19 protein-coding genes and 1 pseudogene are annotated in these 21,709 nt (G+C 34.7%); 13 read left to right on the top strand and 7 right to left on the bottom strand.

From position 1 onward, the window contains the following. Positions 1–139 precede the first annotated feature (139 nt). Positions 140–1,135 (bottom strand): annotated as a pseudogene (locus BCR22_RS01325) (4-hydroxy-3-methylbut-2-enyl diphosphate reductase). 188 nt (positions 1,136–1,323) lie between these two features. Between BCR22_RS01325 and cysK the strand changes: the two are divergent. From cysK to BCR22_RS01275, 10 genes are all read left to right on the top strand, one after another. After that, positions 1,324–2,253 (top strand): cysteine synthase A, encoded by a 930-nt coding sequence (gene cysK, locus BCR22_RS01320; RefSeq protein ID WP_069653196.1) that lies wholly within the window; start codon positions 1,324–1,326, stop codon positions 2,251–2,253. A gap of 194 nt (positions 2,254–2,447) precedes the next feature. After that, complete coding sequence (gene perR / locus BCR22_RS01315; protein WP_069653195.1) at positions 2,448–2,879, top strand: peroxide-responsive transcriptional repressor PerR; 432 nt, start codon at positions 2,448–2,450, stop codon at positions 2,877–2,879. A gap of 19 nt (positions 2,880–2,898) precedes the next feature. Continuing rightward, on the top strand, positions 2,899–3,279 hold the full coding sequence (locus BCR22_RS01310; protein ID WP_069653194.1) for a RidA family protein: 381 nt from the start codon (positions 2,899–2,901) through the stop codon (positions 3,277–3,279). A 254-nt stretch (positions 3,280–3,533) separates the two neighbouring features. Next, positions 3,534–4,883: an NADH oxidase gene (locus BCR22_RS01305; RefSeq protein ID WP_069653193.1), complete on the top strand. Its 1,350-nt coding sequence runs from the start codon at positions 3,534–3,536 to the stop codon at positions 4,881–4,883. 138 nt (positions 4,884–5,021) lie between these two features. Continuing rightward, complete coding sequence (locus tag BCR22_RS01300; protein WP_083241717.1) at positions 5,022–5,654, top strand: YczE/YyaS/YitT family protein; 633 nt, start codon at positions 5,022–5,024, stop codon at positions 5,652–5,654. A gap of 294 nt (positions 5,655–5,948) precedes the next feature. Then, positions 5,949–6,881: a homoserine O-acetyltransferase MetA gene (gene metA / locus BCR22_RS01295; protein WP_069653191.1), complete on the top strand. Its 933-nt coding sequence runs from the start codon at positions 5,949–5,951 to the stop codon at positions 6,879–6,881. Positions 6,882–7,229: 348 nt separating this feature from the next. Beyond that, positions 7,230–8,585 carry a citrate transporter gene (locus tag BCR22_RS01290; RefSeq protein ID WP_069653190.1) on the top strand — a complete coding sequence of 452 codons (1,356 nt, stop codon included), beginning with the start codon at positions 7,230–7,232 and terminating at the stop codon, positions 8,583–8,585. Between the two features lie 24 nt (positions 8,586–8,609). After that, positions 8,610–9,833, top strand: a complete 1,224-nt coding sequence (locus tag BCR22_RS01285; protein ID WP_069653189.1) for an amidohydrolase family protein — start codon at positions 8,610–8,612, stop codon at positions 9,831–9,833. Between the two features lie 261 nt (positions 9,834–10,094). Next, positions 10,095–11,438: an FAD-dependent oxidoreductase gene (locus BCR22_RS01280; RefSeq protein ID WP_069653188.1), complete on the top strand. Its 1,344-nt coding sequence runs from the start codon at positions 10,095–10,097 to the stop codon at positions 11,436–11,438. 107 nt (positions 11,439–11,545) lie between these two features. Further along, positions 11,546–12,022 carry a GNAT family N-acetyltransferase gene (locus tag BCR22_RS01275; RefSeq protein WP_083241715.1) on the top strand — a complete coding sequence of 159 codons (477 nt, stop codon included), beginning with the start codon at positions 11,546–11,548 and terminating at the stop codon, positions 12,020–12,022. 335 nt (positions 12,023–12,357) lie between these two features. Here BCR22_RS01275 and BCR22_RS01270 read toward each other — a convergent pair whose 3' ends face one another. After that, positions 12,358–12,606: a hypothetical protein gene (locus BCR22_RS01270; RefSeq protein ID WP_069653187.1), complete on the bottom strand. Its 249-nt coding sequence runs from the start codon at positions 12,604–12,606 to the stop codon at positions 12,358–12,360. A gap of 296 nt (positions 12,607–12,902) precedes the next feature. Here BCR22_RS01270 and BCR22_RS01265 point away from each other — a divergent pair, with 296 nt between their 5' ends. Further along, the gene (locus tag BCR22_RS01265; RefSeq protein WP_069653186.1) at positions 12,903–13,460 is read left to right on the top strand and encodes a PIN domain-containing protein; all 558 of its coding nucleotides are present in this window, start codon (positions 12,903–12,905) and stop codon (positions 13,458–13,460) included. 87 nt (positions 13,461–13,547) lie between these two features. Next, positions 13,548–13,922 (top strand): hypothetical protein, encoded by a 375-nt coding sequence (locus BCR22_RS01260; RefSeq protein ID WP_069653185.1) that lies wholly within the window; start codon positions 13,548–13,550, stop codon positions 13,920–13,922. A gap of 146 nt (positions 13,923–14,068) precedes the next feature. On the opposite strand, the gene cls is transcribed toward BCR22_RS01260, so the two are convergent. Further along, positions 14,069–15,529, bottom strand: coding sequence for a cardiolipin synthase (gene cls / locus BCR22_RS01255; RefSeq protein WP_069653184.1), 1,461 nt, complete (start codon positions 15,527–15,529; stop codon positions 14,069–14,071). Between the two features lie 211 nt (positions 15,530–15,740). Here cls and BCR22_RS01250 point away from each other — a divergent pair, with 211 nt between their 5' ends. After that, a complete protein-coding gene (locus BCR22_RS01250) occupies positions 15,741–16,274 on the top strand; it encodes a DUF2179 domain-containing protein (protein WP_069653183.1) in 534 nt (177 codons plus the stop codon). A gap of 89 nt (positions 16,275–16,363) precedes the next feature. Here the strand turns inward: BCR22_RS01250 and BCR22_RS01245 are convergent, their stop codons facing one another. From BCR22_RS01245 to pflB, 4 genes are all read right to left on the bottom strand, one after another. After that, entirely contained in the window at positions 16,364–17,299 is a 936-nt protein-coding gene (locus BCR22_RS01245) for a DUF1803 domain-containing protein (RefSeq protein WP_069653182.1), read from the bottom strand. A gap of 111 nt (positions 17,300–17,410) precedes the next feature. Continuing rightward, positions 17,411–18,337 carry a manganese-dependent inorganic pyrophosphatase gene (locus BCR22_RS01240; protein WP_069653181.1) on the bottom strand — a complete coding sequence of 309 codons (927 nt, stop codon included), beginning with the start codon at positions 18,335–18,337 and terminating at the stop codon, positions 17,411–17,413. A gap of 95 nt (positions 18,338–18,432) precedes the next feature. Next, the gene (gene pflA / locus BCR22_RS01235) at positions 18,433–19,197 is read right to left on the bottom strand and encodes a pyruvate formate-lyase-activating protein (protein ID WP_069653180.1); all 765 of its coding nucleotides are present in this window, start codon (positions 19,195–19,197) and stop codon (positions 18,433–18,435) included. Between the two features lie 65 nt (positions 19,198–19,262). Continuing rightward, positions 19,263–21,509, bottom strand: coding sequence for a formate C-acetyltransferase (gene pflB / locus BCR22_RS01230; RefSeq protein ID WP_069653179.1), 2,247 nt, complete (start codon positions 21,507–21,509; stop codon positions 19,263–19,265). Positions 21,510–21,709: the final 200 nt, after the last annotated feature.

Raw genomic sequence — 21,709 nt, 5'->3', positions numbered from 1 at the left:
ATAGGACATCTTGATTTCCCCTTTTGATTGGTTTTCGTCGACTTAATTCTAAAGGATATCAGGGTGTCTTTTCTAGTATTTTGCATTAAAAAAGATGCCGGTGATTGTTCACCAACATCAGAAAGTATAGAGCCATTTTTTATCGTTTTCCTGATCGTAGTTCTTCTAGACGTCGTGTGCGATTTTTACTCAAATCCTTTATTCTGGACTTCGGTAGACTCGCTTCTGGAGTAGTAGTTGAATTTCTGTTATGCGTTATAGGATCATTTGCATCAAATTGCATTAAATAATCAATGACTTCCCTAACAATTTGAGTTGGGGTGGAGGCACCAGCCGTCACAGCAATTTGTTCGACATTGATTAACCATTTAGCATTGATTTGTGAGACATCTGAAATTTGATGAGCTGGAACCCTTGCTTGCTCAACGGAAACTTGAGCTAACCGATTACTATTATTACTTTTTGGACCACCAACAACAATTGTTAAATCACAGCCTTGAGCTTGTTCAACAACTGCTTCTTGGCGGACTTGGGTAGCTTTGCAGATATCTTTATGAATAAGTACATGAGGGTATTTTTTCTGAATCGAAACCATCAAATCGCTAACGTCCCATTGGCTCATAGTCGTTTGGTTGGTCACAAAAATTTTCTCTGTCGTTAGTTGTAAACTTGCAATATCAGCTTGGTTAGAAACTAAATGAACATGTTCCGGGGATACACCAAGTGCTCCCTGGGGTTCAGGGTGATTTTTTTTTCCAATATAAATAATTTCATAACCGTCTGACACTTTTTCAGCAATCAATTCGTGTGTAATCATTACATCAGGACAAGTGGCATCAATTACCGTTTAACCTTTAGCGACTGCTAATTTCTTTACTTTGGGCGAAGTTCCATGTGCTGTAAATATAACAGTACCACGGTCAACTCGCGATAGGATATCTTCACGGGTATTTCCATCTAACGTACGGATCCCAACACTTTCAAACGCATCTGTCACATGCTTATTGTGAACGATCATACCTAAAATATAGATTGGTCGTGGTAAATTTTCATCGAGAGAAGCATTTCTAGCAATGACCATTGCATCAACAACACCGTAACAATAGCCCCGTGGACTAATATTTTTTATTTTCATAAATGATGTAACTCCTATTTATTCATTTGAAAGTCTTTTCTACTATACAACATTTTTATTAGAAATGGATAAAAAGTTAAGATCAATCTTTCAGCTGTAACAAAATGATAGCCAGATTAAACGATATAAGCTATTATAAACACAAGAAAGGTTTTGCTTATAAGAATACGAGAATGGAGGAATGGATCATGACTCAAATTTTTAATTCTGTTACCGAATTAATAGGTAAAACACCGATAGTAAAATTAGGACGAATTGTCCCAGATGGAGCTGCTGATGTGTTTGTGAAGCTTGAATTTTTCAATCCAGGTGGAAGTGTAAAAGATCGAATTGCTTTAAGTATGATCGACAAAGCTGAAAAAAGTGGGAAGCTAAAAAAAGGCGATACAATTGTCGAACCTACTAGTGGGAATACTGGGATCGGGTTAGCAATGGTGGGGGCTGCAAAAGGCTATAAAGTCGTAATCGTAATGCCTGATACAATGAGTATTGAACGCAGAAAACTGATGCAAGCGTATGGTGCTGAGTTATTGTTGACTCCTGGCTCTGAAGGGATGAAAGGCGCAATTGCTAAGGCTACGGAATTATCAGAAAAAGACGGTTACTTTATGCCCATGCAATTTGACAATCTTGCGAATCCCGAAACACATGAAAGAACAACCGGAAAAGAAATTCAAGATGTCTTTGGTCCAGCAGGGTTAGATGCATTTGTGGCAGGAGTCGGGACTGGTGGGACAATAACCGGTGTTGGAAAAGAATTAAAACGAGTATATCCAACTATTTCAATAGTTGCTGTTGAACCAACAGAATCGCCTGTTCTTGAAGGGGGTGCTCCTGGTCCACATAAAATCCAAGGAATTGGTGCAGGCTTCATTCCTAACGTTTTAGATACTGATATATATGGAGAAATTCTTGCGGTTCCAAGTGAAGATGCAATGAAAACAGCACGACAATTAGCTGTCAAAGAAGGATTGTTAGTTGGGATATCAGCGGGAGCTTCTGTGAATGCAGCAATTCAAGTAGCCAAAAAATTGGGTGTTGGAAAGAAAGTATTGACCATTATTCCTGATAATGGTGAGCGATATCTTTCAACTGCACTTTACAATTTTTCTGAATAATTTAGAAAAAAAGGAAGTGCACTGTTGCGGCTTCCTTTTTTAACACATTTAACCACCCAAAAAGTATATAATAATGTTGAAATTCATCAAAATCGTGATAAACATGATATTTCCGATAGTATTTATGCAATTATTCTTGTCAAGATAGATTAGAAATAGTATCATTTAAGGAAGAAGACTGGGAGGGGAACCAAATGGACAATATATTGGTAAAGAATGCACTTGAAGAATTAAAAGAAGCCAATATTCGTATTACTCCTCAAAGATATGCAATTTTAGAATATCTAATTGAGAATCATAGCCATCCAACAGCAGATGAAATTTATCGTTCATTAGAAGATCGTTTTCCAAATATGAGTGTTGCGACTGTTTATAATAATTTACGATTGTTTACTGATATTGGGTTTGTGCAAGAGATGAATTATGGCGATGCATCTAGTCGTTTCGATTTCAGCTCAAAGAAACATTATCATGCTATCTGTCAGAACTGTGGTAAAATCGTCGATTTCCATTATCCTGGATTGGAAGACGTAGAGATGGCAGCAAGTAAATTAACTGGTTTTGAAATTAATGAGCATAGATTAGAATTATATGGTTTATGCCCGGACTGTCAAAAAGCAAAATAAGAATGAAATGAGGGATAAAATGAAATCGATTCACACAGACAAAGCTCCAAAAGCAATTGGACCATACGTACAAGGAAATATTGTCAATGGACTATTGTTTGCTTCAGGTCAAGTTCCTTTAAGTCCTGAAACGGGAGAAGTTATTGGTAGTACAATAGAAGAACAAACAGAACAAGTGCTTAAAAACATAGCGGCAATATTAAAAGAAGTTGGAAGTGATTTTAACCAAGTTGTCAAAACGACTTGCTTTTTAAAAAATATGAATGATTTTGCAGCTTTTAATGAAGTTTATGCTGGCGCTTTTAAAACGCAATTACCTGCTCGTTCTGCTGTAGAAGTAGCCCGATTGCCTAAAGATGTTCTTATTGAGATAGAAATTATTGCTTCAGTAAATGAATAGCAATTTAATTTCACAAGCTGAGAAAATAATTTTTCTCAGCTTTTTTTATTGTTAAATCAGCTTTTTTTGTTAATATTTAATTGGATAAAATGAAGAAAGGGTTAAAAAAAGAAGAGTTTGTGAAAAAATAACTTTGTGATTCACAAGCAAAGAACTCGAATCTGGCTTTCTACTTTGTTATATTTTTAGTATGCCAATAGATTTAGAATAGATTTGTTGGTGAAAAATTTAACTTGAAAGAAGGGATTTACAAAATGAAAGTCGTAGTCGTAGGATGTACGCATGCAGGAACTGCTGCAGTCAAAAGTATTTTAACAAATCACCCAAACGCGGAGGTAATCGTTTATGAACGAAATGATAATGTGTCATTTTTATCATGCGGTATTGCTTTATATGTTGGAGGAGTAGTGAAGGAGGCTGACAGTCTATTCTATTCAAGTCCTGAAGAGTTAGCGTCTCTAGGTGCTACAGTTAAAATGGAACATGAAGTCGAAACAATCGATGTTGATCATAAAACAGTCACTGCAAAGGATTTACACACTGGTATTGAAGAAACTGTTTCATATGATAAATTAGTTATGACAACAGGTTCATGGCCAATTATCCCGCCTATTAAAGGGATTGAAGCTGAAAATATTTTATTATGTAAAAACTTTAATCAAGCAAATGTGATTATCGAACGTGCGAAAGATGCGAAAAAAGTTGTCGTTGTAGGCGGCGGATATATCGGAATCGAATTAGTTGAAGCCTTTGTAGAATCAGGTAAAGAGGTTACATTGATTGACGGTTTAGATCGTATTTTGAATAAGTACTTAGATAAACCATTTACAGATGTTTTAGAAAAAGAACTTGCTGATCGAGGAGTGACGATAGCGTTAGGTGAGAATGTTCAGGAATTTCAAGCTGATGCAAGCGGACATGTGAATAGAGTAATTACACCTAGTCAAGAATTCGAAGCAGATATGGTCATCATGTGTGTTGGATTTAGCCCAAATACAACTTTACTTAAAGATAAAGTAGATATGCTCCCTAATGGTGCTGTCGTGGTTGATACATTTATGAGATCAAGCAACCCTGATATTCTTGCTGCAGGGGATAGTGCAGTTGTACACTATAATCCAAGCAATACGACGAATTATATTCCATTAGCAACGAATGCTGTTCGCCAAGGAATGTTAGTTGGTTACAATTTAACAGAAGAAAAATTAGCATATCGTGGAACACAAGGAACTTCCGGTCTATATTTATTTGGTTGGAAAATTGGTTCAACAGGTGTTACCTTAGAAAGTGCAAAAATGAACAACTTAGATGTAGAAGCAACATTGTTTGAGGATAATTATCGTCCAGAATTTATGCCAACGACTGAAAATGTCATGATGGAATTAGTTTACGAAAAAGGGACAAACCGTATTGTCGGTGGACAATTAATGTCTAAGTATGACATTACTCAATCAGCTAATACACTATCATTAGCTGTACAAAACAAAATGACTGTTGAAGATCTTGCCTTATCAGATTTCTTCTTCCAGCCACACTTTGATCGTCCTTGGAACTACTTAAACTTGTTAGCTCAAGCGGCACTTAAAGATATCGCTAAAAAGTAATAAAAAAAAATGGAGTTGAGTGAAAATTCAGCTCTATTTTTTTATATAAAATCTTAACATTTGGCGTTTTTGACAATTTTTGAGATAATTAAAAGGTAAACAAGATTGAGGGGTTAAAAGATGAAAGAGAATAGGAAAATGAAGGAAATTATAATACGTGCTTTATATGCTTTAATTGGTGTAGCAATTCTAGCGTTTGGAGCGGCAACATTACGTGTAGGTCAAGTAGGATTGGACCCGTATACTGCAGCCAATATTGGTATTGGGAATGTTCTAGGCTTATCACTGGGTGTTTATCAACTGATTGTCAATATAATCATTCTAGTTTTCGTTTTTATTTTTGGTAGAAAATATATTGGTATCGGAACCGTAATCAATATGGTGCTGACAGGTTTTTTCATTGATTTTTATACATGGATCTATGACACATTTTTCACAATTAAAATCAATATACTCTCTCAAGGGCTCTTACTTGTTTTTGGTGTAGTGATTTTTACTTTCGGGGCATCTTTTTATATGTCAGCAAAATTAGGAAATGCGCCATACGATGCAATTGCTCCGATCATTGTAGATCGAAGTAAAGCCCAGTATCGTGTAGTAAGAGTAATTCAAGATATCTTTTTTGTGATCTTAGCTTTTATTTTTGGAGGCCCAGTTGGTATCGGAACCGTAATCAATGCATTTTTCACAGGACCACTGATTGATTTCTGGAATAAAAAAGTTAGTACTCCTATAATTGAAAAAAGTGTGAAAGAAAAAGTGAATAGCTAAGAAATTAATCTTACTGCACCCTTTGCAACACCAGCTGATTTAGAGAAATCAGTAGCAACTTTCACTTTCAAACGTAAAATGAAAAGAGAAGATGAATAAAGTACCGAAGTAGTGTAATAATTTTCTATAAGACAAAACATGAGATGGATAAGCACCCTGTCTCATGTTTTTTTTAATAGCTAAAGTAATCGAGTTATTTTTTTTTAAACGAAACATTTTCTTACAAAGAATCTTTCTTTCTGCCTCTTTTTATCGTAAAATAAAATTAAACAAAAAGAAAGGGAGGATTTACGCATGCCGATTCGTGTTCCAAAAGAATTACCAGCTATTAAAGTTTTAGAAAAAGAGAATATTTTTGTAATGGACGAAGATCGCGCCATGCATCAAGACATTCGACCTTTACGAATTTTAATTTTGAATTTGATGCCAAAAAAAGATGAGACAGAAGTTCAACTCTTGAGGCTTTTAAGTAACACACCGTTACAAATAAATGTGGAATTTTTACATATGAGTAGCCATGAGGCAAAAAATACCTCTAGTGAACATTTAACTCGTTTTTACTATCAGTTTAAAGAAGTACAAGAAAAGTTCTATGATGGATTGATCATTACAGGAGCCCCAATTGAGCAGATTCCTTTTGAAAAAGTTGATTATTGGGAAGAATTACAGGATATTTTCGAGTGGAGTACGTCACACGTATTTTCTACATTTCACATTTGTTGGGGTGCGCAGGCAGGGCTTTATCATCATCACAAAATCGATAAGTATTTCTTGGATCAAAAGTTGACCGGTATTTATTCTCATGAAGTATTAACACCTACTTGGAGTATTTTAAAAGGATTTGATGATCTGTTTTTCGCTCCGCATTCTCGGTATACAGGGATCAAGAGAAGTGATGTCGAGAAGACAGACGAATTGGAAGTTCTGGTCGAGTCGAAAGAAGCTGGTCTTTTCTTAGTTGGAAATAAAAATAATCGAGCATTTTATGCAATGGGTCATTTGGAATATGATCGTGAGACATTACAACAAGAATTTGAACGGGATCAATTAAAAGGGATTCAACCAAATCTGCCTGAAAATTATTTTCCAAAGGATGACATCAAAGAAGTTCCCAAATTAAGATGGCACATGGCTGCATCCTTGTTATTCTCTAATTGGATAAATTATGCAGTTTACCAAAATACACCTTATGAATTATCTACATTATTAGATAAAGCAAAAGGATAACTATAAATCAGCTAAGACAAATTATCATGACGTTTGTTTTAGCTGTTTTTTGCTAATATGGTTTACATAAGAATGCAAACGTTATCTTTTTGGTTTATTTGTATAATTATTGAGGCATTCTTTTTTCTTTTTCTGGAATTTAAACGTATCATTAGGAGAAGGAAGGGGGGATTAACAGTTGAAGTGTTGATAAGTGCTAAAAAGAGAATATTTTAGAGGATATCAACCAATCAATCTTGTTATTGTACTTTTTTAGTTTAGAAAACTTAGTAATTCTATTACCGAAAGCAATTATTACTCATTGTAGAAATGAAAATGCTTTAATTAGCTATAATTGGAGGAAAAATGATGAAATTGCCTAAAAAGTTTTTGAGTGGTTTGTTCCTTTCACTACTATTTCTTTTTTCTTTTGTGCCTGCGTTTGCACAAGAAATTAATTCAATTGCTGCACCTACAGGACTAAACGCTGTGATAGTGATCATTCCATTGATTTTAGTTTTAGTCCTATTATTTATGAAAGTAGATATGATCATCGCTGGATTTGTTGGAGGCGTTTTGGCAATGATCATCGGTGGTATTGGGTTAGAACAAGCGAATGAACAACTATTAGAAACGATTCCAATGATGCTTGGTATTACTGTGCCAATCATTAATTCAGCTGTTGCAATGGCAGTCTTTAAATCAGGTGGCTACTCTGCTGCATTAACTCTTGCCAAACGAGGGACAAAAGGAAAAGTAGAATATGTTTCAGCATTTATTGTTCTTTTGTTAGCCGCTGCAACTTATATGTCAGGTATCGGCGGTGGTAGTGCAATGGTTATCGCACCATTAGCCTTTGTAGCAGTTGGAGTTGTCCCCGAGTTGATTGCAGCAATGTCACTTGCTGCGGCTGTTTCGTTTACGACATCGCCCGCTTCATTAGAATCCAGCATCGTTTCGAAATTAGGAGATTTTAGTGTTGCGACATACGTTTCAGATATGCGTCCGATTTGGTTATTTTTTTGTGCGTTAGCAATTGTTCTCGCTTTTTGGGGAACGAAACGTCGGAATATCGGATTTAAAGAAAATAGTAATGATGAATATGCTTCAATGAGTAACAGAGCCTTGTTTAAATTAACGTTACCTGCGATTTTTTTACTATTCGCTGTAATTTTCGGGCCTGTAGTGAATAACCTTGTCGGGTTCCCATTATTGACGCCATTAGTGTATATGGTTTTAACAATAGCCTTGATTTTTATTTGTTCAGATTTTTCACTGAATCAGTCAGTAGAAGCCATGGTTGATGGCTCAACATATATTTTGACTCGGTTATTCCAAGTGGGGATTTTTCTTGCGTTTATTAATATTATTGCTCAAACGGGTACCTTCGCGGTTATTGCGGGCATTGCTAGCGCGGCACCAACGTTGATCATGGTTCCTGTCGCTATTTTAACTGGAATTTTGATTGGGATACCGGCAGGTGCGTATGTTGGTTCTGTGTTAACACTTGTTTTACCCGTAGCCGTATCCCTTGGTTTTTCTTCTATCGAGTTAGGTTTAGTTGCGGTTGGAGTAGGATTAGGAAGCCAAATGAGTTTTGTGAATATTACGATGCAAGCTTTATCTTCTGGTTTTCAAATTCCGATTTTGGAAGTTGTCAAGGGCAACGTTAAATGGATCAGTATTGCTTCTGTACTATTGATTGGAATTGGCTTCTTTGTATAAATCAAATTGAAAGGATGTTAACAAATGGACATTTTAATTAAACAAGCAAGATTAAGTGATGGAGAAGCGTTACAGGATATAGGTATAAAAGATGGTAAAATCATCGCTATTTCGGAAAGTTTGACTGAACATGCAGTAAAGGTAATCGAAGCACACGGGCGTGTTTTAATTCCTGGTTTAGTCGAAAGTCATATTCATCTGGATAAAGCACTGATTGCTGACAGAAAACCAAACAAATCCGGGACTTTACAAGAAGCCATCAGTGTTACAGCTGAACTAAAACCAACATTTACCGAAGAAGATATTTATCGACGAGCAAAAAAAGCTTTAGACATGATCATTTCTCATGGTGTAACCGCGGTTAGAACCCACGCTGAATTTGATCCAGCACAAGGTTTTTCCGGATTTAAAACCATTATGGCATTAAAAGAAGAATACCGGGATTTAATTGATATGCAAATCGTTGCGTTTCCGCAAGAAGGAATTTTTAAAGCGCCTGGCACAGAAAAAATGATGCATGAAGCTATGGAAATGGGGGCTGATGTCGTTGGTGGTATTCCTTATAACGATGCTCCAGCAGATAAACATATTGATTTAGTGTTTGAAATTGCGAAAAAATACGACAAAGATATTGATCTTCATCAAGATTTTAGTGATGAAGCAACGGATATGTCAATAGAATATTTATGTAAGAAAACAATTGCTGAAGATTATCAAGGTAGAGTTTCAGTGGGCCATTTAACAGCTCTTCATGCGCTAAAGCCAGAACGCTTAAGTGACATTTTGGCATTGATGTCAGAAGCACAAATTAGTGTGATGGCTTTGCCAGCAACAGATTTGCATTTAGGTGCTAGAAATGATGTATACAACGTTAGACGAGCGGTTACTCCTATTAGAAAACTTCGCGATGCAGGTGTCAATGTCTGTTTAGCGACCAATAATATTCGTAATGCATTTACTCCTTATGGAAATGGTGATTTAATGCAAATTGCGATGTTAGCGATTCCTGTAGGACATTTAGGTGGAGCAGATGATTTACCAACTGTTTTACCGATGATTACTGAAAATCCAGCAAAAGCGTTGGGGTTAAAAAGCTATGGTATAAATATTGGTAATAAAGCTGATTTAATCTTGCTAGATACGAAAGTGGTTGCAGATGCAATCATTGATATACCCGAAAGAAACTATGTAATTAAGAATGGGAAAATTACAGTTGAAGTGAAAAAAGAAACAACATTATTCAAATAAGAGCACTAAATAACCAGCTATAGGCAAAAAATGTCTTAGGTGGTTATTTTTGGTAAACAAAAATAGGTAGAACATAATATTGTTATGTAAACTAATTGATGAAGAGTCTAAGAAATAGACTACCTAAAATAGTGTAGTAAAAAGCGTCCTTAATTCTCAATTAAATTATATAGTTGAGAATTTATAGTCAAAATCCTTGTTATTATGTACATTTATATGATACTCTTTATTATATAATAAATAATATTGGAGGTACTTGGAATGAAAGTTATTGTTTTAGGTTCATCGCACGGAGGCTATGAGGCAGTTGAGGAGTTATTGACGCTACATCCGGAAGCAGAAATCCAGTGGTATGAAAAAGGCGATTTTGTTTCGTTTTTATCTTGCGGTATGCAACTTTATCTTGAAGGAAAAGTTAAAGACGTTAATTCTGTTCGATATATGACTGGTGAAAAAATGGAGAGCAGAGGCGTAAATGTCTTCTCAAACACAGAAATTACAGCAATTAAACCTGATGATCATCAAGTTGTAGTTAAAGATTTATTATCTGGCGAAGAACGTGTTGAAGCTTACGATAAACTTATTATCAGCCCAGGAGCTGTTCCATTTGAATTAAATGTTCCGGGTAAAGACTTAGAAAATATCTATTTAATGCGTGGCAGAAAATGGGCAATTAAATTAAAAGCAAAAACAGTTGATCCTGAGGTGAACAATGTAGTTGTAATTGGTAGTGGCTATATTGGAATAGAAGCTGCTGAATCATTTGCGAAAGCTGGGAAAAATGTAACAGTTATCGATATTTTAGATCGACCTTTAGGTGTCTATTTAGATAAAGAGTTTACTGACGTTTTAACTGAAGAAATGGAGGCTAATAATATTAGCGTCGTGACCAATGAAACGGTTCAACAATACAAAGGAGAAGGTCATGTTCAAAAAGTTATCACGGATAAAGCTGAATATGATGCCGATTTAGTTGTTGTAGCGGTTGGTGTTCGTCCTAACACTGGTTGGTTGAAGGATACTTTAGAATTACACCCCAATGGTCTTATAAAAACGGATGAATACATGCAAACAAGTGCTGCTGATATTTTTGCCGTTGGGGATGCTACACTAATCAAATACAATCCAGGTGAAACTGAAGTGAACATTGCATTAGCCACAAATGCCAGAAAACAAGGTCGTTTTGCTGTTAAAAACTTATTAGGCCCAGTAAAACCATTTCCTGGTATTCAAGGTTCATCTGGTTTAGCTGTTTTCGATTATAAATTTGCTTCTACAGGTATCAATGAAGAAATGGCCAAAAAATTGAATAAGAAAACAAAATCTGCATTAGTGGTTGAAGATTATCTAATGGATTTCAATCCCGATAAAGAAAAAGCTTGGTTCAAACTTGTGTACGATCCTGAGACAACTCAAATTTTAGGTGCGCAATTAATGTCTAAAGCTGATTTAACTGCTAATATCAATGCTATCTCATTGGCAATCAAAGCGAAAATGACGATTGAAGACCTAGCTTATGCTGACTTTTTCTTCCAACCATCATTTGATAAACCGTGGAATATCATCAATACAGCGGCTTTAGCAGCAATGAAAAATGAACAATAATCAACAAGTTATAAAGACTGAAGAAAATTTTGTTTCTTCAGTCTTTTTTTAATAGAATAAAAATGGTATGATTCAAATAAAATACATTGAATTATAGGGGAATTGGAATGACCATTAAACTACAAGAAATGACTGAAGCAGATTATGAAAAGTACATTAACTTTGCAATTAAAGACTATGCTCATGATAAAATTACAGCAGGTACTTGGAGTAAGAATGAAGCAATTGATTTGGCAGCAAAAAGTTTTAATGAGCTTTTACCGGAAGGGAAGGAGACTAAAAACGAATTTCTCTACTCTATTGAAGAAGAGTCTATAGATAAGAAAGTTGGTTTTTTATGGGTACATTTAAATAAAACACCATACGATTCAAAATTTTTTATTTATGATTTTATTGTGTTTGAAGAATTCAGAGGTATTGGTTATGGAAAAGAAACCCTTTCTTGTCTAGATGAAAAAGCAAAAGAAATGAATGTGTCGCAGATTGATTTACACGTATTTGCTCATAACAAAGGTGCGATCCATTTATACGAACAAACAGGTTTTGTACCAACAGATATTAGTATGTCAAAAAAAATAGGTTAAAAATAAAAAGAGGAACAGAAATTCTGTTCCTCTTTAAGTAATTATTTAAATAAATTAAAGAAGTTTGAAGTAGCGTCTAACCAATATTGTACGATATTAACCCACATGATTTTTCCCTCCTTGAATAATATTTATTAGGTACAAAGTTAATTTAATATACCTATAAGTAAATAATACCATTTTTATTTCAATTGTAAATACCTTAAATGTTTTTTTCATATATTCTTCTTATAATGTTTAGCTTGTAACTTTTATTATTTGAGTGTTGGAATTACTCTAACAGAAAAAAGCGCTCAAATAAGCTCCTTTAGTGAGTTGTTTGAGCGCTTTTTATATTACTCTTTGTACGTCTTTATACCTTGTTTTAAACTAAAATAGAATGCTGTACCGTAAATCATGGTCAAAGGGATTCCTTGAATTAATTGTCGTATTATTGAGTTAGAGTCTTGATAGTCATTATCTGTAGCTGGAATTAGTAGGTATGAAATACTGTCAAAAATACTATAAAGATTTGTTGCCACAATAATGAAAGAAATTATTGCTAATAGTAACCAAAATACAACTAAAAAATTTGTTTTTTTCAAAATGCTAGCTCCTTTCTTAAATATATACTACTATATCACAAAAGTTGTGTGTGTTAAATTCAGTCACGTAATTTCACATTCGCATAATGTATAGAATATGAAGTGTGTTATATGCATAAACTGTATTTTATTTACTGTATATTGGTTACCGTCGTTTTTGTGACTATGTAAATATACTTCTTATAATGTATAGATTGTTATGTAAAAATTGAATACATATGATTTATAAAATAAAAGCCTACTTGTAAGAAATTTTTTGTGATAAAATTAGTTTACTAAAGTTAAGGAGTTTAGATATGAATTATTTAATCGATTTTGAAAATGTTGCTACTAATTTCCATGAGTTACTTGGCGAAGTTACCACGTCTGATAAAATTTATATTTTTTATACAGATCGCTGTCAAAAAATATCTATAGATCAAATGGCTTCAATACAACTCGCTACTGTAGAATTCATCAAGACTGCTTCTGGAAAAAATGCACTAGACTTTCAACTAGGCAGTTATTTAGGTTATCTAATTGCCAAAGACACAGAAGGAAAACAAAAATTTATTATTGTTAGTAACGATAGTGGCTATAATTGCTTAGTGAATTTTTGGAAACAAAGAAAGATTAATATCAAGATACAAAAGGGGCAACCTGGTATTCTCTCGGGAAAAAATGCTAAGCTTGCTGAATTTGAAGGGAAATTTAAACAAGAATTTCCTAATATCTATCAACTGCGTTTTAAGGAAGTTATTCAAGTATTCAAAAGAAAAGAAATGTGTGATATACATAATGAGCTCGTCTCTAAATATGGAACGAATGGGAAAAGTATCTATAAATTAGCTAAACCTTATTTGAACATATTATAGAGGAGGCGACTTTGCATAATGTATAGATTGTAAGATATAGTTATGATAAAATAAACTGTACGTTATTTTATGATTGGAGGACTGAGTATGAGCGACGTTTCAGATTATTCAGATATTATTATTGATGGGGAAATACGTTGGGATTTGTTAGAAGAGGATACCTACGAAGAAGCTTTTGACCCTCATGAGTTTATCTATAATATCTTAGACAAAAAAGACAATAAACCTTGTGATCTAGTTTTAAAAGAGGGAGATACTCGAAATAAAACAATTCGGGTATCAGTTGAAGGGTTCTCTGAAAATACTACTTTTGGCGAAGATTTAAAAGTAGCTGCTGTTTTAATGTTGCTTGAATCTATTGATATATCCTATTTCAAAAGAAACAAGGAAATGTATCAAGAGGTTGTTGAACTGTTGCGAGACGGCGTAGAAGACGTAATTGAGCCACCAGAATTTAGTTGAATTTAACAAGAAAGCTACTTTGTATAATGTATATTATGTTAACTAGAATATAATCATAAAAAATCGAACATAGCAATCCCTCACCTTGTTCGATTTTTTTACTCTGTTCAGTTAATCTTTTTTAAGTATTCATTCATAATTTAAGCTTACAATATCGGTGATAGTAACCGTGAAAAATTCTGCTTAAATCGTAACCAATGTGATTGGTTTTGAATGATTTCATCCGTTAATAAGATGCTGTTATTCATATCCATTTCAACTATTTGTGTCAGTTCCCATGCGATTCTTGTATCGTAGATAAATGTGCTTACCTCAAAATTCAAGGCATAACTTCTAATATCCTGATTTGTCGTACCAACCATGCAAATTTCATTGTCAATAACCATTGTTTTAGCATGTAAAAAACCATTCTGATACATGTATATTTTGACCCCACGTTTGTGCAGATAGTTTGCATAATATTGTGTTGCACGATAGATAAATGGATGATCTGGCATACATGGAATCATAATTCGTACATCGATTCCTGATCGAACAGCAATTAATAAGGCGTTGATCATACTATCATCAGGAATTAAGTATGGCGTTTGAATCCACACCGATTTTTCAGCTGACAAAATCATTTTGATAAAACCACTTTTTAGTATTTCTTCTTCAGAATCTGGACCGTCAGAAACAACTTGTAATGCTAAGTTTCCAAGCTCATTGTCCTCGGCAATTTGAAAATAGTTCTCTAAATAATCCATTTTGTGTGAGTCATGTTGGACAGAAGCATTCCAATCCATAATAAAAATCTCTTGCAATGAGAAAACAGAAGTTCCTACCAAGCGGATGTGTGTATCTCTCCAGTAACCGAATTTCTTACTTTCTCCTAGATACTGATCCCCCACATTAAATCCACCAGTCCACCCTATTTTCCCGTCAATTACGACTATTTTACGATGCAAATGATAATTGAGACGAGTTTTACTGATCATATTTTTAGAGGTAATAAAGGGCGCTACTTTCCCACCTAAAGCAACGAATCGCGCAAAGAACTTCTTGTTTGCACCTGGAGAACCCCATGGATCATATATTAAATGAACAGCTACGCCCTCTTTGACTTTTTCCCCTAATAAATCTAAAAACTGATTGCCTATATGATCATTAAAAAATGAATAATATTCAACATGAACTGTTTCTTTAGCATGGCGGATATCTTCGAATAAGGCATCGAACTTTTCTTTTCCATCGGTATAAATTTTGAGACTATTTCGTTTGCTTAATGGTGAAGAATCCATATTTCTAAAGTATCGGTTCAAAACGCGAGCGTCTGTTAGCAAATTAATATCTAATTTTCCGTCTGATTTTAGATTGTCGTCATCGACTATATTTTTGATTTCAGCAATCTTTTCTTTATCGTGAGCGGTTAGATTAAAAACCTTTTGACCGTTGATCCCTCTACCGCAAAAAAGATAAATAATAAAACCAATACCTGGTAGGAACAACAATGTCATGATCCATGCCAGAACGCTAGAAATGCCCCGTGGTTTTCTAAAAACAGTAATAAGTGCTGCCGTTGTATTTAATAACAATAACACCAAAAGTATGATGATAAATATTCTCATCCGATTTCATTTCTCCCTTATAAAAACGTAGTACATTGATTATAGCAAAAACTATTGATTCATCCAACAATAACGCCATATATAATTTTTATCTATTTTAGGAACTAGGTAAATACAATTTTTAATTATATTTGGACATTCCCTATTTTAATTCTCATAATGTTGTACTATAATATGCAGATATGTTTAATTGAAAAGAGGTATCTAAAAAATGGACATCAAAATGCTCATTACAATCTTTGTGGTCAATTTTTCTTATATCACATTGAATACAATTCGTTTTATGCTGACAATGAAAGGGTATCGTTTAATTGCTCCTTTAGTCAGTATGGCTGAAATAACGATTTATGTATTAGGACTCAGCATGGTATTGAACCGTTTAGATAACCCGATAAATCTAGTTGTATATGCTCTTGGTTATGCGGTTGGGATCAGCGTCGGAATCAAAATTGAGGATTATTTAGCTTTAGGTTATATTATGGTAACAGCTATCCTCCCCTCTTCAACGGAACAATTAAATTTACCGGAAATACTAAGAGAACATGGTTATGGTGTTACTCAAAGTTTCGGTGCAGGTCGCGAAGGCGAACGAATGATATTAGAAATTCTTTCTCCACGTAAAAATGAACGCAGTTTATACAAATTAATCAACGAAGAAGAACCTAGAGCTTTTATCATTTCTTATGAGCCTAAGTTTATCTCAGGTGGGTTTTGGACAAAGAAAGTACGTAAAAGAAACCATTAATAAACCATCCGCTCTTGATTTTTCGTCAATCAGGAGCGGATGGTTTAAATCTTTCATTTTAGGTTACATAACATAATTATGGTAACTTTCTATTTAAAGTACTTAATGTAGTTTTGATCTATAGGTAGATAATTTACTACTATAAAACTATATAACTGCTGTTTATAGAATAGGCGTTGATTGTTTGTTTCAATCCCTTCCCATAAAAGAGTCAATTCTGTCTTCAGTTTGTCTAAGGCAAGTTGAAATGCTTCAGAAGGTTCAGTACTGTCTAAAATCGGCGTAGCAAGAAACAATTGATTCTCTTCATTTTTTTTAAGGTCACCAGTCACCAATAGTGCCTCTTGAAAAATATTTTTTTTGCTATCTCTAGTCCTATTTCGTTTTATAGCTCGCAATACCTTTTGCATTTGTGGAATAAAATAATGAATATCAACATCTCCGATTATATTCTGTAAAGGTTCAAAATGAGAGGGTAATTCTTGCCTTCTCGATAGTAAATTGAAATAATTTGCCAGATCTAACGGTACAAGCTCCTCAGGATAAACAGAAACAAAACGTAGCAAATCATTCCCCTCTTCTCTTTTACGAAAGATTGGTAAGCTTTTTGAAGATAATTCAATGCCAAAAAAATAGGGATCTTGTTCTTCTTGAAATAATAAAGACCAAAGCCATTCACCCAATACAAAATAATCCGTTGATATAGATTCTGTCTGTGTAACCGCTCTAAAAGATTGTGTGATCGAATCGGGTAATGTTAGTGATTCCCCCTGAGAAAAAATTGGAAAAGTTAATGTGTATCTTCTATTTGCCCTTTCAATCAGATTGTATTTGATCAACTTGTCCAAGTATAATTCTAAATTTTTATCTGTTAAGATATTCGCTTTTATTTGTCGTAAAATCACATCTTGTTCTTTGCGCTCTGAAAGGTACCTAACAATCCTTGTGAACAATGGATCTGAGATGATTCTGGTTAATTCTTCTTCACTTTTATTCGATGCAAAATAATAGCTTACATTTTTCACGGTAGAATCACTCTTTCTCGTTTAACTTTGATAACTAATAAAAACTACAGCTGGCGTAATGAGAACACCACCTGTAGTTTATGAAGTTGCTAAATCAGATGTGTGTGACTTTTAACTGAATGCTTCAGTTAATTGAGGAACAACTTGTTTTTTACGTGAAACAACACCATTTAGGAATGCACGATTATTGTCCAGTTTAACTTTAAATGCTGCTTCTACTTTGTCTAGAGAATCTCCGATTACTAATAATTCTGAGTCGCTGTTTAAAATGTTTGTAATGATCAATACGAATAAGTCATAGCCATTTGTAGAATTTGCAGTGTTCATTGCGGCTTCTAGCTCATTTTGGCGATCTAGGACTTCGTTTAGATCAACTGTATTGACCTGTGCGATTCGAACGTTTTTATCCCCCATTGGGAAGCTCTTAGCATCTAAGTCTAATAACGTTTCAGCAGTTTTATCGCTTAAATTTGTACCAGCTTTTAGCATGTCTAAGCCGTAACCGTCTAAATTGATTTCTGCAATAACAGCTAATTCGTGTGCTGCATCAATATCTTCTTGTGTACATGTTGGTGATTTAAATAAAAGTGTGTCTGAAATAATGGCAGACACCATCATTCCGGCAATTTGTTTAGGAACGGTGACATTATTTTCTTTAAAGAGTTTTAAAACGATTGTACTTGTGCAACCAACAGGTTCCGCACGGTAATATAACGGATCAGCAGTCTCAAAGTTAGCGATACGGTGATGGTCAACGACTGCAAGGATATTTAGTTCTGCAATATCTGCAATACTTTGTTGAAATTCATTATGATCGACTAACATGACTTGATTTGTTTCTCCAGCCGCTGTCTCTACTACTCTTGGTGCATCTACTTTAAAATAGTCTAGTGCGTATTGCGTTTCTTCACTCGGCGTTCCTAATGCAACTGGTTCTGTATCTTTGCCTAGTTCTTTTTGTAAGTATGCAAAGCTGATTGCTGCTCCAATAGCATCTGTATCAGGATTTTGGTGTCCAAAAACAAGAATTTTTGACATAAAAATAGTTCACTCCTTCTTTTTCTTCATTATTAATAATAACAAAAAATAGAAAAGAAACAACAATAATTGTCGGTCTTTTCCATTTTTATACGTTATCTTGTCGTATAGCCTTGATAATCATCGACATGAAGTAACTTTTTAGCATTTGCTATCCTATCGTCTTTAGGTGGTTCTATCCCATTAAGTGGATATTCTAACCCTAATTCATCCCATTTGTATTTTCCCATTGTGTGATAGGGTAAAACTTCAACTTTATCGACATTCTTCAATGTTTTTATGAATTCATCTAAACGAATCAAGTATTCATCATAATCACTACGCTCAGGAACTAAAACGTGACGAATCCAAACAGGTTTCCCAATCTCTGAAAGATATTGGGCCATTTCTAAAATATTTTCATTTCCTAAGGAAGTAAGTAACTTATGCTGTTCATTATCAATGTGTTTGATATCAAATAATAATAAGTCCGTATAGTTCATTAATTCTTGGAATTGGCTAAAAAAGGGTTCTTCTCTTGTAAATGGTTTGCCACAAGTATCAATTGTTGTATGTATTCCTTTTTCTTTAGCCTTTTTAAATAAATCTGTTAAAAATTCTAATTGGAGTAATGGCTCACCGCCACTTACAGTAATTCCACCTTTTTCTCCCCAATAAGAACGGTATTTGATTGCTTCATCTAACACTTCATCTGTGGTAACCTCATGTCCACCAGACCCGATTTTCCAAGTGTCGGGGTTATGACAAAATTGACAGCGCATGCGGCAGCCTTGTGTAAATACGATGAATCGAACACCAGGTCCGTCAACGGTCCCAAAATTTTCTGTAGAGTGAATTCTACCGATAACAGGAGTTGTCATTGCTCGTTCCTCATTTCTTTTAAAAAAAGGGCTGACACGTGGCCAACCCTTCAATTAATCGTTTATTATAGTCTGTCATGTGAAGTTCTAGAAATAACATCTGCTTGTTGTTCAGGTGTTAAGTCACGGAATTTCACTGCATATCCAGATACACGGATTGTTAAGTTAGGGTATTTTTCTGGATGTGCTTGTGCATCTAATAATAGTTCATTTGTGAATACGTTAACGTTCAAGTGGTATCCACCTTTATCAAAGTAGCCATCCATTACGTTACGTAAGTTATCAATTCTTGTATCATCGTCTTTACCTAAACCATTAGGATTGATTGTTTGTGTATTAGAGATTCCATCTAATGCACTTGTGTATTCTAATCTAGCAGTTGAGTTAAGAGATGCTAAAAGACCATTTTTCTCACCTAAGAATTTACCATCTTGGTAACTAGGGTTAGCACCTGGTGCTAGTGGTTTACCTGCACGACGTCCGTCTGGTGTATTACCAGTTGCTTTACCATAAACAACATTTGAAGTGATTGTTAATAATGATGTTGTAGGTTTCGCATTACGGTACGTATGTTGACGTCTGATTTGAGTCATGAAGTATTCAAGAATCCAGTTAGCCATTGCATCTGCTTCTTCATTGTCGTTACCATAAGTTGGGAACTCATTTTGAGGAACATAATCAATTGCTAAGCCGTCTTCGTCACGGATTACTTGTACGTTACCGTGTTTGATTGCCATTACTGAGTCAGCAGCATGTGAAATTCCGGCAATACCCGTTGCGAAAGTACGTTGTAAGTCGCTTTCCATGAAGGCTAATTGTGCTGCTTCATAAGAATACTTATCGTGCATATAGTGGATAACATTTAATGTATTTACATATAATTCTGCTAACCAATCCATGATGTCTTTGTAGCGATCAATAAATTCATTATAGTCCAAAGTATCACCTGTCATTGGACGGAATTTAGGAGCTACTTGCATTTTAGTTTTTTCGTCTACACCACCGTTGATTGCATAAAGAACGGCTTTTGCTAAGTTGGCACGAGCACCGAAGAATTGCATATCTTTACCCATAACTGTTGCAGACACACAACATGCGATAGCACAGTCGTCAGAACCCCAGTTAGCACGTAATAAGTCATCATTTTCGAATTGAATAGATGAACTTTGTTTTGCAATCTTAGAAGCAAATGTTCTAAATCCAACTGGTAAATGTGAAGAATATAACACAGTTAAGTTAGGTTCAGGAGATGGGCCCATGTTTGTTAATGTGTGTAAGATACGGAAGTCACTCTTCGTCACTAATGAACGTCCATCTAAGCCCATACCAGCGATTGATAATGTAGCCCAGATTGGGTAACCAGAGAATAATTGGTTGTATTCAGGTGTACGAGCAAATTTAACCATACGTAATTTCATAATTAAGTGATCGATCATTTCTTGTGCTTCAAATTCAGTGATTACACCTGCTTCTAAATCACGCTGGATATAGATATCTAAGAACGCAGAGATGCGTCCGATAGACATAGCAGCACCATTTTGTGATTTGATAGCACCTAGGTAACCGAAGTATAACCATTGAATCGCTTCTTTTGCATTAGCTGCTGGTTGTGAAATATCAAACCCATAAGTTGAAGCCATTTCTTTTAAGTCAGCCATTGCTCTGATTTGTTCAGAAATTTCTTCTCTTAAACGAATCACGTCATCTGTCATTACTTTGTTACCAGTATTACTTAAATCTTTTTTCTTTTCAGCAATCAAAAAGTCCATTCCGTATAACGCAATACGACGATAGTCACCGATAATGCGGCCACGACCATAAGCATCTGGAAGACCTGTGATGATTTTATTTTTACGTGCGGATCTCATTTCTGGTGTGTAGGCATCAAAAACTCCTTGGTTATGAGTTTTTCTCCACTCTGTGAAGATTTTAGACATCTCAGCATCTACTTCGTAACCATTTGATGTTAATGAGTTATTAGCCATGTTGATACCACCAAATGGCATGAATGCTTGTTTCAATGGTACATCTGTTTGTAAACCAACGATTGTTTCTTCTTCTTTAATCAAATATCCAGGTTCGTGAGATGTAACGGTTGCAGGAATGTTAGTATCCATATCGTATACACCATTTTTTTCATGTTGTATCTCAAATAATTCCTGTAATTTTGTCCATAATTTGTCTGTACTTGGTGCGATTGGCTCCAGGAAAGAATCGTCGCCTTTGTATTCAGTGTAGTTTCTTTGGATGAAATCACGTGTGTCTACTGATGTTTTCCATTTGTCGCCTTTAAAGCCTTTCCATTGTTCCATTGTGGGCCTCCTTAGTATGCTGAAATCTATTGTAACAGCTTTATGTGATTAGTATAACACATGATTGATTATATGCAAGCTTTTCCTTACTATAATTTGAGCTAATTTCCTTATTTTCAGATAAAAAAAACTAAAAACGTTAAATTATCAGTGTTTTTAGTTTGTGATTTAATTAACTAATTTTCCTTATGCAGATAAAA

Source organism: Enterococcus plantarum, from assembly GCF_001730295.1.
Lineage (GTDB): Bacteria > Bacillota > Bacilli > Lactobacillales > Enterococcaceae > Enterococcus_L > Enterococcus_L plantarum.
The sequence above is the reverse complement of the archived record's forward strand: the minus strand, read 5'-3'. Positions and strand labels throughout refer to the sequence as shown.